This window comes from Steroidobacter sp., from assembly GCF_036402275.1.
GTDB lineage: Bacteria > Pseudomonadota > Gammaproteobacteria > Steroidobacterales > Steroidobacteraceae > Steroidobacter.
Genome location: NZ_DASWTF010000048.1, coordinates 107,995 through 122,205, shown reverse-complemented (window position 1 = coordinate 122,205; position 14,211 = coordinate 107,995). Strand labels below are relative to the sequence as shown.

Sequence of the window (14,211 nt, the reverse complement as noted above, 5' to 3'; positions counted from 1 at the left end):
CTATCGAGCGGATCGCTGCATCACGACTTGTCCACGCCGGACGACGAGCAGAGGATGCTCGGTTGCGTCGATACCCTCCAATACGTTGCCGGGCACGGCGACGATGTCCGCCCATTTGCCCGGCTCCAGCGTACCGACCTGAGTGTCGATGCCGAGCAACTTCGCGGCATCGCGCGTGCCGGCCAGTAGCGAAGCCTCGGGCGTCATTCCCAACTCTTGCATGAGTCGGAACTCGGCCGCATTGCGCCCGTGAGGAAATACGCCGGCATCGCTGCCCAACGCAATGGGCACACCGAGTTTCGACGCTGTCTTAAACATTGCCGCGTGAGCGTCGGCCACGGCGCGGATCTTGGCGGCGATCTGCGGCGGGAGTTTGTCGGCCTGTTCGAGCACCGACTCGACAGCAAGGCGGGTCGGAACCAGGTAGGTGCCGTTGCGTTTCATCAGTCGCAATGTTTCTTCGCTGAGCAGGCTGCCGTGCTCGATGGAATCGACACCCGATTCGACCGCAAGCCTGCCGGCCCGGTCCCCGTGCGCATGAGCTGCCACTTTGCGCTTCCACGCGTGCGCCTCCGACACCATTGCCTCGAGCTCTTCGCGCGTGAACTGCGGCACATCCACGGGATCTGCCTCGGACAACACGCCGCCTGAAGTGCAGATCTTGATGACGTCGGCGCCGTATTTGAGCTGATTGCGGACCGCCTCGCGGCATTGATCGGCGCCATTGCAGATACCTTCCATGATTCCCTTGCCTTTGACACGATCGGGCGGAATGGGCGGGCTGTCGCAATGACCGCCTGTCGATCCTACGAGATGAACAGCCGTGAGGATGTAAGGTCCGGTAGCGACGCCCGCATTGATTGCGTTGCGCAGCCCTACATCCAGCATTTCATCGTTACCGAGATTGCGAATGGTAGTGAAGCCGGCGTCCAGCGTCCTTCGCGCATACGCAGCGGCGTAGTGAGCTTTCTCCGCAGGAAATCGCGATAGCTCTTCATGCAGACCCTGGTAGTAGTTCTTTTGCACTTCCCAGGCGATATGGGTATGGGTATCGATGAAGCCGGGCAGTAAGGTCGCATTGCCCAGGTCGATGACTCGAGCGCCGACCGGTATCTGCACATCCGTGCCGATCGCCAGGATTCGGTCGTCTTGCACGATCACGACGCCGCCGGTGCGTAAGGCGCCGCTCACGGCATCGAAGATGTGTTGGGCTTTGAGGACTAATGGATCTGCGGCTTGAGCTGCGAAGCTCAGCAGCGCTGCGCATGCGCCGAAGGTTGCACGAAGGGTCATCCGGAATCCTGGGTTCTAATAGTTTGTCGGAAGATCAGCCCAGCTTACGCACGGCCTCGAGCGGAAAGCTCAGCTCCTGATGCCGTTGCAGGATGTTGAGCAACAGCACGACGCGGTCTTGCCCGTCGTTGGCAACGAAGATCGCCTCGAACTGAGCGAACGCGCCTTCGGTAATGCGCACTCGCTCGCCCGGCTTGAGATAAGGCTCTATATCGTCCTCGGCGAGGCGCAAACGGATACGTTCGATGATTGCGTCGGCGACCGGCAGCGGGAATTCGTTGAACCGGACGATATGAATCACACCGCGTGTGGAGCGGATGGGAGCCCAGTTGTCGTGCACGCGGTCCAGGCGAATGAACAAGTAGTTCGGGAACAACGGGGCTGCGACTGTGCATTTGCGCCCGTTTCGTCGACGCTCGACCTGGCGGGCAGGACGGAAGCATTCAAAGCCTTGTCGCTCCAGGTTCTCCAGCGCACGCTCGTCCTCGCGCGGCTTGCAGTGGATGAGGTACCAACGCAGCTCATTGCAGTTCGATGCGGTCATGGGATGCCAGGCTCGATGCGGGCCACGATTTGGTGCACGTTATTCGGGGTAGACGTCCCGGCCGCCTGCGCACCGCACCTGTCCGATTCAACTTTTTGCAGGGGGCGCTGCAGCGATTGAAGTACGGTTCGCGTCGTGACATCTTCGGGCCATGGATGAGTTGCGAACTCTGCTGTTCAAGCTCCGGCGCCTGTTGCGCAGCCGAGGTCGCACCGTGGATGACACCGATGACCTCATCCAGGAAGCGTTTCTTCGCCTCCAGCTGTACTGCCGCGATCACGCGGTGGAGAAGAAGGAGGCGTTCCTGGTGCGCACCGCCCTGAACTTGTCAACGGACCAGGCGAGGAGGGATCAGCGGGCTCCTCTCCAACAGGGGCTGCTGGAAGAGATCGTCCTCATCGATCCCTATCCCAGCCCGGATGAGGTGTACGCCAGTCAAAAACGTCTACTTCGGTGGAAGCAGGGCGTGGCCGCATTGAGCCCACGCCGCCGCGAAGTTTTTCTGCTCAATCGCGTGGAGGGCTATAGTTTTCCGCAGATTGCCGATCGGCTGGGGATAACGCTCAGTATGGTCGAGAAGCATGCAGCGAAGGCGGTGCTGTTTCTCACCGACTGGATGGATCAGGAGACCGATCAGGAAAAGTAGACATGGAAAGCACACCCGAACAAGCGATGAACATAAGACGGAGGGCCGCCCGCGCCGAGGCTTCCGTTTGGATCGTTCGGCTGCATGGCCCGGACCGGACTGCCGACCTCGAAGCTGGTTTTCGAGCCTGGCTGGCCGCCGATCCGGAGAACGGCCGGCAGTTCGAGCGTGTCACCGAAACCTGGGAGGCCGGCACCGCACCGGTTGCCGGGGTGGCGCGGCTAGCGCCTCGCCCTCGTGCTTTAGCAAGCTCGCCGGCGCGACAGTGGTTGCTGGCCGCCGCGCTCGCGCTCGTGTTCATCGGTGGCGGTCTATGGAGCGCCAACTATTTCTGGCTGAATCCGACCTACGCCACTGGCATCGGCGAGCAACGCATCGTCCGGTTATCCGACGGCACTCGGATCACGTTGAACTCCGATTCGCAGGTCGCCATCAGCTATCGCGCTGAAGAACGGCGCGTGCGCATCGATCGAGGCGAGGCTTATTTCGATGTCGCTAAAGATCCGGCGCGGCCCTTCCTGGTCCGTGCCGGAGACCATCAGGTGCGCGCGTTGGGCACCTCCTTCAATATCAGATATGAACCGACGCGCACGATGGTGACATTGGTGGAGGGCAAGGTGACGGTGTCATCGCTGCCCGACCGTCTCGGCGCCGATATCCAGACGCCACTGCCTGTCGAAGAAACCATTCTGGCTCCGGGTCAACGGCTGGTAGTTGCCAAGAGCAAGCCGCCGCAACTCGACCAGCCGCGCCTCGACGCGGTGACCGCCTGGCGCCGTGGCGAAGTCATGCTCGACAAGACGGTTCTCGCCGAGGCCATCGCCGAGATGAACCGCTATGACGAAAACACGCTGGTCATCGACGACCCGGCCATCGCCGGCCTCAAGATCAGCGGCATCTACCATACCGCTGACAATGAAACGTTCGCCCGGATGATCTCGAAGCTGTACGGCTTGGAAGTCCTTCATCACTCGGGCGAGATTCACCTCGCCACGGCGCATACGCCTGCGTCCAATTGAGCGCGTCGTCCACGAACTGGCCTTCGTGGACAACACAACGATCGCGCGAATCTGCCAAACGTCGCGTCCGAACAATCTTTCGATCCCCAGGTGCGGTGTCGCGCATCGCAGGTCGTCTACCTTCATAGACCACGCACTCCTGGGCACATGCCCTGCGGTAGCCTGGGCGCGACACACGCAGAATAATATGGGGAGAAAGCAATGACGACCCGCCGTAACAAACTGCTGGCGGCAGCAGTCCTGTGTACCCTCGGAGCGATTGGCAGCGTGGCCAATGCTCAATCGAACTACGAATTCAACCTTCCTCCGCAACCGCTCGCCGATGCGCTCCGCGCCATCGGCAGCCAGACCACCACGAATATCCTGTTCGACCCGGAGACGGTCGAGAACCTCACCGCTCCGGCGTTGCGCGGTACGCTGTCGCCTGAGGAAGCCATCAAGCTCGTCCTGGCCGGGACCAAGCTGGTGGTACAACAAACTGCCGCGAATTCCATAGTGATCGCGCCGGCTCGCGACAAAGTAACATCCATCTCGCTGCGCAACCTGGCCGATGACGGTTCGCAGTTGCGGCTCGCTCAGGCCGAGGCTGCCCAGCAGTCGGCGTCGGCGGAGGAGCGCGACGATGACTCGGCCTCCGTGGTGATACAAGAAATCATCGTCACTGCGCAAAAGCGCGACGAACGATTGATCGATGTGCCGATGTCGGTTTCGGTGTTATCGGGCAGTGAGATCGTTGCCACGGGTATGACTCAGTTTCGAGATTTCGCAGCGACGGTTCCGGGATTGAGCTTCATGACTTCGGGCGCCAACTCGACGCAAGTCACGTTGCGTGGCGTGACCGCGGGCACCGACATCGGCGCAACAGTCGGCACGTTGGTCGATGATGTTCCTTACAGCACGCTGAGCGCGACTCGATCCCTGGATCTGGGATTGGCCGATGTAGAGCGGATCGAAGTATTGCGCGGACCCCAGGGCACGCTTTACGGCGCGAGCACCATGGGCGGACTCATCAAGTACGTAAGTGTGAAGCCCGATCCGACGCGATTCAGTGGCAAAGTGTTGACCTCTGTGTCGAGCGTGGAGGACGGCGGTGTTGGTTACAGTGCTTCCGGTGCCGTGAACATACCGCTTGGGGATGCAGCCGCTCTGCGGGTCAGTGGCTTTTACTCGGACGATGGTGGCTACATCGACAACGTGGCTCTGGACAAGGAAGACGTGAACGCCACCAATGTCGACGGCGGTCGAGTCGATTTCTTGTATCAGCCCTCGGAGGCGTTCTCGATCCGCCTCGCCGCTTTCACGCAAACGGTATCCCGCGACGGTGAGGGCACCACCGATTACACTTTTCAGGGCAAGCCGATCTACGGCGAGCTGGATCAAAGCCGCGCGCTCGCCGAGCCGTCGGAAAGCAAGTATCAGCTCTACACCGGTACGATCGCCTATGACTTCGGGCCGGCTACACTGACTTCGATTACCGGCTATCAAGAGAACGATCTGGAGTACGTGCAGGACCTCACGCACGCGCCCACGCCGAACTACCTGGCAATCATCAGGGCGCTGTTGGGTCCGAACTTCAGCGCACTCGGCCAGCAGCAATGGGGCCAGTGGAACAAGCTTACGCAGGAAATCCGGTTGGCTTCGGACGGATCGAGTCGGCTCGAATGGCTGGCAGGTGTGTTCTATACGCGTGAAAACTTCTGGGGCGGCACGTACTGGGATACGTTGGATCTGGCGGGCAATCCCACGACCGCCAATGTCCTGGACTTTCGCGCCACCAATCGCTACGAAGAGTACGCCGGCTTCGGCGACCTGACCTGGCACTTCACGGACAAGTTCGATGTCACGGTCGGCATGCGCTACGCGCATGACAAGCAGAATACCGCCCAGTCGCCCCGGGGATTGTTTGGTTCCGGAATCGATACAGCGGGTGGTTCGGAAGAGAACGTCAAGACCTATCTGGCCAATGCGCGCTATCACTTCAACGATCGCAACACCGTCTACGCGCGTTATGCCACGGGCTTCCGGCCGGGCGGCCCGAACTATCCCCGCATCAATGTGACCACCGGCACCACGACGCCGACGGCGCCCTTCGATCCGGATGATCTGAAGAGTTATGAGCTGGGCTATAAGGCAGAGACCAGCGACCGGCGCTTCGGCATCGACGCGGCGATCTTCTACATCGACTGGAGCGATATCAAGATCAATCGGGTGGTCGGCGGTTTCGGCTTCACGGACAACGCAACCAATGGTGCGACAGTGAAAGGCGCGGAGTTGGCGTTGACGCTGCGTCCCCTGCAGCAGTTGAAGATTGCCACGGCGCTCGCCTATCAGGATGCGACGCTGGATGAGGATGAGCCTGCGTTTGGTGGCCGCGCTGGAGAGTTTCTGCCAGCAGTGCCGCGTTTCAGCGGCGGCTTGAGCGCTGACTATCAGTTCGCGGGGCAGTGGGATCCGCGTGTCGGCGCCAGTGTCAACTATGTGGGCGAACGGAACGCGGTATTCGACAATTCCGTACCGTACGTCCAGTACGTGCTGCCTTCCTATACGAACGTCGATGCCCGTGGCGGTCTGACATTGCGGAATGTCGATCTGCAGCTGTTCGTGCGGAACGTCACCAATGAGCGCGCCGTCTTCTCAGCGCTGAACTGGCGCGGCACCGGAATGCCGGCGATCTCTCAGCCGCGCACCATCGGCGTGAGCGCGCTGGCACGCTTCTAAACGCATCGAGCGAAACGGATGGCGAAGGTCCATCGACCGTGCAAACGGTCGATGCGACCCGACGCGTCCCCAGCTCTCAGGACCGATATGTTTGCTCAGCTATTCCGCGTGACGACCACAGGCGTCGCGGTCGCACTCACGAGCGTGGCGCCGTCAGGTGCCGCCCACTCCAGCGAAAGCACGAAGAGCCCGCTCGCCGAGCCGGTAATCAATGAAGTCATCGTGACGGCGCGCAAGCGTGAAGAGCGGGCGTCGGACATTCCCGCCACCGTCCAGGTGCTCGATCGAACGCAGTTGAATGAGTTGGGCGTGTCGGCACTCTCCGATCTCCAGACGACCATTCCCAACTTCTTTTACAGCGCGATCCGTCCTTTCGAAGTTCCGGTCGTGATGCGCGGGCTCGGCGCTCCGACCGGCGGCGTTCCAGGCGTGGGCTTCTACATCGACGGGGCTTATCAGGTCGACCCGGCCGCCTTCACGTTGCCGTTCTATGACGTGGAGCGTGTCGAAGTGCTGAAAGGACCGCAAGGCACCCTGTACGGACGCAACTCACTCGCTGGCGCCATCAACTACATCACACGCGCACCTTCGGACCACCTCGAAGCGGATATCTACGCCGAAGTGGGCAACGGCAACACGTTCAAAGGTTCAGTCTCGCTCGCTGGACCGCTGTTCGGCACCGAGATACTTCGCGGTCGCATCACCCTCGGCTCGCAACGCCAGGACGGCTTCCGTAACTTCGTCGACGGCAGTGACGCCGACTTCGATGACTATGACGGCGTCAACGCACGACTCGTCCTGGCGCCAAGCGAACGATTCAGCGCCGATCTCAAACTGTCGTACGTGGACAAGTCGGCCGGCGCCTATCTTTATCATCAGGTCAAGGACCTGAATGATGACGACGGCGTGCTGCGACTCACCGCGCCGTTTCAGGTCGGCCCCTTTGCCGGCCAACATCAAGGGTCGGAGCAACAGCAGCGAGCGGCGACGCTCCGGTTGACCTATTCGGCGGGCGCGTTCGACATCGTCACGACCAGCACCTACGACAAGAGCGAAAGCTTTGTGCTGGTCGATATCGACAATCGCGAGCTGGATCTGACTCACAGCGCGAATTTCTACGAGCGCGACGCATTCAGCCAGGAGTTGCGGTTCAACTCGAGCGGTGACGGGCCGATCAACTGGCTCGCCGGCGCGTACTACACCGAAGGCACGAGTCCGGTCGGGGATCCAACAGGCGTCTTCGTCGCGTTTCCGACCTTGATCGCGTTTCAGCCGGTCGGCGAGGGCGAGTTCGATGGCTATGCCTTGTTCAGCGACGCGGAGTACGAGCTGAGCGACCGTTGGGTCCTGGGAGCGGGCATTCGCTACGACTCGATCGACAAGACTCAGGTCGATCCCGCCAGTCGATCGCTGCTGTCCAGCACCTTCAGCTCCACGCAACCGAAAATCTCGCTGAAGTATCGGTTCGCAAAAGACCGGCAGGCCTACGTGACGGCCGCGAAGGGGTTCCGGGAAGGCGGGTTCAACAGCGGACTGGTTGGCACGGTCTTCGAGTCCTATCCGAAGGAAGAGCTGTGGTCCTATGAAGCGGGCGTGAAGAGCACGCTTGCCGACGGCAGAGGCAATGTCGAGCTCGCGGCATTCTATATCGACGCAAGCCAGTTCAACGGCAGTGCCTTCGTCAATAACCCCATCCTCAATCGACCGGGAATCACCACCGTGCCGGTGGGAGCGATCGAGTCGTACGGGACCGAGCTGTCGGCGTCCTATCTCTTCACGGACGCATTTTCGGTGAGCTTCAGTGGCGGTTACAACGTGGCTGAGCCCAGCGAGCTTTCTCCGACTATACAGCCAGGGCAGGCGCGGCTCGGCGAGCAGTTGCAGAACGCTCCGCTGTGGAACTTGCAGCTGACTCCCAAGCTGAACATTCCGCTCAACGACACGATGACGTTGGATCTGCTGGCGACGATCAGCCGGGTAGGGCCAACGAATTTCCGGGGCGAGGTGAATCGCGCCGATGCGCCACTGTATGAGCGCGAACCATTTACTCTGGTCGATCTTCGCGCGTCGCTCGACTGGCGCAACTACACCGTGTCTGCCTTCGTGAAGAACGCCACCGATGAAACATATACGACAGCGCTTCTGCCGCTGAGCCTGATTGCTCCTTTCGGTAGCGTCACGACCGGTGCCATCTACAACCAGCCGCGCTACTACGGTGTCAGCGTCCGTGCGAGTTTCTAAAGTACCAGGAAGTGGCTCGATGAACAGGCGCGATTTCCTGAATGCCGCCGCCGCAGCCGGCGCAGCCGTCGGCATCACATCCGCGCCGATGACGGCGGCCGCATCGGAAGCGCAGCCGTCCGCGCCGCGCCGGCAAGCGCGACTCGATCCGAACGATCGCAGCACTGGGCGCGACGCCTTACAAGTTCAACGCGGCACCCTGGTCGTCGAGGGTGTGGGCAACGGCATTGGTGAGAACTATCACAAACTGCTGCAACAAGGCGGTGTGAACTGTCGAGTGAATGGTTCGCCGGGCACGCTAGAGGGTTACTCGGGATTGCTCGAGTGGCTGGACCGTCACAAGAGCGAAATCGCGCTGGCGAAGTCGGTGGAGGACATCCGACGGCTGCACAGCGAAGGCAAGATCTCCCAAGTCATCAGTCATCAACACGCGGACTTCCTCGGCGCCAGTTTCAACCAGCCCATTGGCAGCCCCATCGCGCCCTTGCGCATCCATCACGAGATCGGGTTACGCATGCTGGGGCTCTGTTACAACGTGGTCAACATCTTCGGCGGCGGCTGCTTGGAAAGCCATGTGGGGCTGACGCGCGCGGGACAGCGGCTGGTCGAGCAGATCCACACGCTGCGCATCGTGCTGGATGTCGGCGGCCACACCGGAGAACAAACATCGCTCGACGCGATCGCCATGTCGCCCGGCGTGCCGATCGTGTGCAGTCATACGAACATCGGCGCGCTCAATGACAATCCACGCTGTATCAGCGATCGGTTGATAGACGAGATCGCCGGCACCGGCGGCGTTATCGGTATTACCGCGGTGAGCGACTTCATGGGCCGGAGCCGCAAGGACGCCCGGCTCGCCAAAAGCCCTCAGGTCGGCCTCGATCGCTATCTGGATCAGTTCGACTACCTCAAGAAACGGGTCGGTCCGGATCACATCAGCCTGGGCAGCGACAACGTCGAGGTGGCCATGGTGGGGCCGATGGCGGGCGGCATCAATCGCGAAGTCATGACGCCTGATCTGATCGGCGAAGAGCCATGGCTGTACGTCGACGGCTTCGACAGCATCGCCAAACTGCCCAACGTGACGCGCGGGCTGATTCAGCGAGGCTGGTCCAATGCCGAGATTCACAAACTGCTCGGCGAGAATCTACTGCGCGTGTACGCAAAGGTCTGGGGGGCATGAGGCAGCTTCGCTCATGACCACCGCCATTCGACTGTTGTTGGCCGCGTTCGTTCTGATCGGCATTTGGTACGCGTCGCAGTTGTTCGTTGCCATTCGCGAGCGTCGCGGCGACGAATCCAGCAAGCCGCGAGCTGGCGATACTGCGCTCGGCTTTGTTGCTCAGTTCTTCGACACGCTCGGTATCGGCTCCTTCGCCACGACGACGGCGATGTTCAAGCTGTCAGGACGTGTTTCGGACGAACAGATTCCTGGCACGCTCAATGTCGGCTATGCGCTGTCCACTGTGGCTCAGGCGCTGATCTTCGTGGCCGCGGTCACGGTCGATCCGATCACGCTCTTCAGCATGATCGCGGCGGCCATCGTCGGGGCGTGGGTCGGTGGAGGTGTTGTCTCGCGACTGCCGCGACGTGCTATTCAGGTCGGCATGGGTGTAGCGCTGTTACTGGCGGCGACCTTGTTTCTGGCAACAAACTTGAACTTGATGCCGGGAGGCGGCGATGCCGTGGGCCTGAGGGGCGGCGCGCTGGTTCTGGCGATTGGCGGAAACTTCGTGCTCGGTGCACTGATGATGCTCGGCATCGGGCTCTACGCGCCGTGCCTGGTGCTGGTGAGCATGCTCGGCATGAATCCCCTGGCGGCGTTCCCAATCATGATGGGTTCCTGCGCGCTGCTGATGCCCATCGGCAGCCTGCGCTTCATACGCAGCGGTCGTTTGAACGTGCGTGTCGCGCTGGCGCTGACGGTCGGCAGTATTCCCGCCGTCCTGATAGCAGGCTTGATCGTGAAGTCGCTGCCGATCGTCTGGCTGCGTTGGCTCATCGTGTTCGTAGTGCTGCATGCATCGGTGCAGATGCTGCTGGCGGCAATGCGCGAATCGAATTTGGAGGTTGCATGACCAGTCGTCGCGAGTTTCTCAGGAGCACGGCGGGCACGGGCGTCGCTGCCGTCGCTTCCATGGCATCGGTTCACTCGGCCGCGGCGGCTGTTACGGCAGCAAAGCCAAAAACCCAGGCTGCAAGCAGTTACACGCAGCAACTGGAAGCGGCGCGGGTTGCCGCTGGTGTCACGGGAGCCTCGTTTGCGTACTGGGACGGCGAGCAGCTTCATACAGCGGCTTCCGGTCTGCGCAACAGCGTCACCGGCGATCCGGTGACGGTCGACACCGTGATGTTCATCGGCTCGGTCACGAAAGTGTTGAACACGGCGCTGATGATGCAGGCGGTGGACGATGGAAAGATCGCGCTCGATGATCCGGCGATCAAACATGTGCCAGAGCTGCGCCTGCGGGACAAGCAAGCGCTGCAGCGGATCACCTGCCAGATGTTGGTGAATCACACCAACGGCATCGACGGCGAGTGGCTGCCGGAGTTCGGCCCCGATCGGGAGCGCATCGTCGATTGCATCGACCGCTGCGCCGATCTCGGGCAAGTGCATGCACCGGGAGAAGCCGCGTCCTACAGCAACATCGGACATGTGATCGCCGGATACTTGTCGCAGCGGGTGTTCAAGGACAGCTGGTACACGCTGATGAAGGCGCGAATCTTCGAGCCGCTCGGCATGACCCATTCGCTGGTCGATCCGCTGGACGTACCGCGCTTCCGTGTCAGCACCGGCGATATCACCGACTACAAGACGGGAAAGCTGGTGCAGTCGCCGAAATCGTTCCTGGCGCCGAGTCTTTCGCCCGCCGGCGCAACGATGATGATGACGGCGAGCGATCTGGTGACGTTCGCTCGGGCGATGATGAACGGTGGAATGGGCGTCGGGCCGAACGGGAAGCGCATTCTATCGGAGGCATCAGCTGCGCGAATGGCTCAGAAGACTGCCGCGTTCGTGCCGATGTCTTCGCCTACTGATATCGGACTGGGTTGGTGGCTCCTGCCGGGCGGCGTGCTCTCGCACGCGGGTGGCGGTCGTGGCGTGCACGCGAGGCTGTACGCGCATCCCGCCAGCGGCCGTGCGATGGCTTTGCTGATGAACTCTCCGGGAGCGATGCAGGTCGTGGAATCGTTCATGGATCCGATCGTCGCGACGTGGACGGGGATCAAGCCGCAGAAGCGTCAGCCCATGAGTGGGCCCGCCGATCCGCGTCCGTACATTGGTGTGTACGAAAACAATCTCACCCATGTCGAGGTGATCGCTCACGAAGGCGGTTTGGGCGCACGTTTCGGCGCAAAGATCGATGGCTTACAGAATGTGAACAAATCGGCGCCGCCCTCCAAGCTGATTCCGATGGGCGATGATCTGTTCGAAGCGGCGGTGATTCCGGGCTCGCCCAACCTGGAACTGAAGTTCGTGCAGCCTGGCTCGGATGGACGCATGCGCTATGCCTCGGCCTTCATGCGCTTGTACCCTCGCACGGCGTAAATATGCGTCATTGCTACTTAGCTCTCCTGGGCGCGCTTCTACAAGGCGTCCTCGGTTCTGCCGTTGCGCAGACCGCGGGCGTTGAACCCTCGCTTCGAATGCATGGCAAGCAGCTGCCGTGGGACCACGAGATTCAGATCGCTTTGCCACCTGGTTACGATCAGGGCGACGCGCGTTATCCGGTGCTATGGCTGATGGACGGGCACGCGATCTTTGCGGAGAGCCTCAACACAGTGCGCCGACTCACGACGCAGGTCCCGCGCATGATCATCGTGGGCGTCGGAGTTCCGCCCGAAGCCGTGGAAGAATTTCAAACACGGCGAGCCTACGACTTCAGTCCCTTCGACGATTGGAAGCGCACCACAGCGCCGGGTCGGGATGTCTTCAACGAAGCGAACAAAGCGTTGGACGAGTTCACCAGGCAATCCGGCATGGGTGTCGCCGAGCGGGCTGGAGGCGCGCCGCATTTTCTATCGTTCCTGCTGGATGAAGTCAGACCGGCGCTGGCCAAAAAATATCGCCTGGCCGATCAGCACATTTTGTTCGGCCATTCGAGCGGGGGGACATTCTGCACGTACGCGTTGCTGGCCAGGCCGGAAGGCTTTCAGAAATACATCTGCTCCAGCGCCGGACTGTATGGTGGCAACGGCTATTTCTTCGAACTCGAGAATCGCTATGCGCGCACGCATGACGATCTGAAAGCGGAGGTGTTGTTCGCGGCCGGAGAAGAGGAAGTCACGCAGCCCACCATTGCAGGCATCGGCCTGGTCAGCTCGACGTCGCGGATGGCCGAGGTGTTGACGGAGCGAAAGTATCCTTCGCTCGAACTTCGCATGCGTTTCTTTCCCGCGGAGGACCATGCGACGACGCTGCCCAGAAGTCTCAGCTGGGGTTTACGAACGCTGTTGAAAGCCGAGTGAACCGATGAAGATAGTGATCGTCGGCTGTGGCCTGATCGGTGTGACGACTGCCTATTCTCTGCGCCAACGCGGGCACGACGTGACTGTGCTCGAACGCGCGGAGGGACCGGCTCGGGAGGCGAGCTTCGCCAATGGCGGCATGCTGACGGCCGGAATGTGTCAGCCGTGGAATGGCCCGGGCTCGTGGCGGATCCTGCTGCGTTCCCTGGTGCGATCCGATACAGCCTTGCAGCTGCGGCTCAGCGTGTTGCCGCGGCTCATGCGATGGGGAACGTGTTTCCTGCGGAACTCCACGGCCGCCGCCTTCGAGCGAAACTGTCGTAGCAACTTGCGCCTGGCGCTGCATTCGCTCGAGGCGATGCATGCACTGCGCGAGCAGGCTCAAGTCGAGTTTGGACGTGCCGCGCGTGGCAGTTTGGGGGTGTTTCGGGATCGAGAGGCGTGGCGGAGCGCTTGTCGAGAAACGGTGCAGCTGTTCTCGGACGGCTTGGTCGCGCGGCGTTTGACTGTTGCGGAGCTCGTCGAGCTGGAGCCCGCGTTGCGGCCGATTGCACACAAGTTGAGTGGCGCGATCCATTATCTGAGCGATGAAGTCGGCGACGCGCAGCGCTTCTGTGAGGCGCTCGCCAAAGTTGCGAGGGCACTTGGCGTCGACTTCCGCTTTGGTTCCAACGTACGTGGTCTCGAGATGCATCGGGGCCGTGTCGCGGCTGTGATCACCGAGAACGAGCGCTTCGTGGCAGATCGTTATGTGATTGCCGCGGGCGCCTACAGCACAGCTTTATTGAAGGATGCGGGCATTCGTTTGCCGGTGCAGCCGGCCAAGGGATACTCCGTCACCTTCAAAGAGGCGAACTCGATTGTCGGGTTGCGCCGTCCCATGATCGATCACGACTTGCACGCGGTACTCGTGCCATTCGAGGACGGCTCCGTGCGAACCGCGGGAACCGCAGAGTTCGCGGGTTTCGATTCGTCGCTCAAGCCCGCTCGCGTACGCAACCTGCTGGCACTGACACGTGAGTTGCTGCCGGAAGCGCAGCTGAATGAAGGATCGGCCATACCGTGGTGTGGACTGCGACCGTCGTCGCCGGACGGCGTCGCAATCATCGGTGCGACACCGGTCGAGAATCTTTGGGTGAACAGCGGCCACGGCCACCTCGGCTGGACGCTTGCGGCCGGCTCCGCGCGCTTGTTCACCAGCCTGCTGTCCGGCGATGCGCCGGACATCGACCCAAATCCCTACTCGCTGAAACGTTTCAGCTGACCGACAGAGTGCTCCA

General features: G+C 61.4%; 11 protein-coding genes. 9 read left to right on the top strand and 2 right to left on the bottom strand.

What is annotated here, in order from left to right; all coding sequences use genetic code 11:
• Both VGD45_RS27675 and rfaH read right to left on the bottom strand, forming a co-directional pair.
• Entirely contained in the window at positions 1-1,293 is a 1,293-nt protein-coding gene (locus VGD45_RS27675) for a metal-dependent hydrolase family protein (protein WP_331158630.1), read from the bottom strand.
• 34 nt (positions 1,294-1,327) lie between these two features.
• Complete coding sequence (rfaH, locus tag VGD45_RS27670) at positions 1,328-1,837, bottom strand: transcription/translation regulatory transformer protein RfaH (protein ID WP_331158629.1); 510 nt, start codon at positions 1,835-1,837, stop codon at positions 1,328-1,330.
• Positions 1,838-1,988: 151 nt separating this feature from the next.
• Here rfaH and VGD45_RS27665 point away from each other — a divergent pair, with 151 nt between their 5' ends.
• From VGD45_RS27665 to VGD45_RS27625, 9 genes are all read left to right on the top strand, one after another.
• A complete protein-coding gene (locus tag VGD45_RS27665; protein WP_331158628.1) occupies positions 1,989-2,483 on the top strand; it encodes an RNA polymerase sigma factor in 495 nt (164 codons plus the stop codon).
• 2 nt (positions 2,484-2,485) lie between these two features.
• Positions 2,486-3,502 carry a FecR family protein gene (locus tag VGD45_RS27660; protein WP_331158627.1) on the top strand — a complete coding sequence of 339 codons (1,017 nt, stop codon included), beginning with the start codon at positions 2,486-2,488 and terminating at the stop codon, positions 3,500-3,502.
• A 201-nt stretch (positions 3,503-3,703) separates the two neighbouring features.
• Entirely contained in the window at positions 3,704-6,220 is a 2,517-nt protein-coding gene (locus VGD45_RS27655) for a TonB-dependent receptor (protein WP_331158626.1), read from the top strand.
• A gap of 87 nt (positions 6,221-6,307) precedes the next feature.
• On the top strand, positions 6,308-8,461 hold the full coding sequence (locus VGD45_RS27650; RefSeq protein WP_331158625.1) for a TonB-dependent receptor: 2,154 nt from the start codon (positions 6,308-6,310) through the stop codon (positions 8,459-8,461).
• Positions 8,462-8,480: 19 nt separating this feature from the next.
• Complete coding sequence (locus VGD45_RS27645) at positions 8,481-9,644, top strand: dipeptidase (protein ID WP_331158624.1); 1,164 nt, start codon at positions 8,481-8,483, stop codon at positions 9,642-9,644.
• A gap of 13 nt (positions 9,645-9,657) precedes the next feature.
• Positions 9,658-10,539 (top strand): TSUP family transporter, encoded by an 882-nt coding sequence (locus tag VGD45_RS27640; protein WP_331158623.1) that lies wholly within the window; start codon positions 9,658-9,660, stop codon positions 10,537-10,539.
• On the top strand, positions 10,536-12,011 hold the full coding sequence (locus tag VGD45_RS27635) for a serine hydrolase domain-containing protein (RefSeq protein WP_331158622.1): 1,476 nt from the start codon (positions 10,536-10,538) through the stop codon (positions 12,009-12,011). Before VGD45_RS27640 ends, VGD45_RS27635 begins: the two co-directional genes overlap by 4 nt.
• 98 nt (positions 12,012-12,109) lie before the next feature.
• Positions 12,110-12,931 (top strand): alpha/beta hydrolase, encoded by an 822-nt coding sequence (locus VGD45_RS27630; protein ID WP_331158621.1) that lies wholly within the window; start codon positions 12,110-12,112, stop codon positions 12,929-12,931.
• Between the two features lie 4 nt (positions 12,932-12,935).
• On the top strand, positions 12,936-14,195 hold the full coding sequence (locus VGD45_RS27625) for a D-amino acid dehydrogenase (RefSeq protein ID WP_331158620.1): 1,260 nt from the start codon (positions 12,936-12,938) through the stop codon (positions 14,193-14,195).
• Positions 14,196-14,211: the final 16 nt, after the last annotated feature.

Bases quoted from the DNA above. Each gene is read 5' to 3' on its own strand.
- rfaH (WP_331158629.1), bottom strand. From the start codon at position 1,837: ATGACCGCATCGAACTGCAATGAGCTGCGTTGGTACCTCATCCACTGC.
- VGD45_RS27630 (WP_331158621.1), top strand. From the start codon at position 12,110: ATGCATGGCAAGCAGCTGCCGTGGGACCACGAGATTCAGATCGCTTTG.
- VGD45_RS27675 (WP_331158630.1), bottom strand. From the start codon at position 1,293: ATGACCCTTCGTGCAACCTTCGGCGCATGCGCAGCGCTGCTGAGCTTC.
- VGD45_RS27640 (WP_331158623.1), top strand. From the start codon at position 9,658: ATGACCACCGCCATTCGACTGTTGTTGGCCGCGTTCGTTCTGATCGGC.
- VGD45_RS27655 (WP_331158626.1), top strand. From the start codon at position 3,704: ATGACGACCCGCCGTAACAAACTGCTGGCGGCAGCAGTCCTGTGTACC.
- VGD45_RS27625 (WP_331158620.1), top strand. From the start codon at position 12,936: ATGAAGATAGTGATCGTCGGCTGTGGCCTGATCGGTGTGACGACTGCC.
- VGD45_RS27660 (WP_331158627.1), top strand. From the start codon at position 2,486: ATGGAAAGCACACCCGAACAAGCGATGAACATAAGACGGAGGGCCGCC.
- VGD45_RS27665 (WP_331158628.1), top strand. From the start codon at position 1,989: ATGGATGAGTTGCGAACTCTGCTGTTCAAGCTCCGGCGCCTGTTGCGC.
- VGD45_RS27650 (WP_331158625.1), top strand. From the start codon at position 6,308: ATGTTTGCTCAGCTATTCCGCGTGACGACCACAGGCGTCGCGGTCGCA.
- VGD45_RS27635 (WP_331158622.1), top strand. From the start codon at position 10,536: ATGACCAGTCGTCGCGAGTTTCTCAGGAGCACGGCGGGCACGGGCGTC.
- VGD45_RS27645 (WP_331158624.1), top strand. From the start codon at position 8,481: ATGAACAGGCGCGATTTCCTGAATGCCGCCGCCGCAGCCGGCGCAGCC.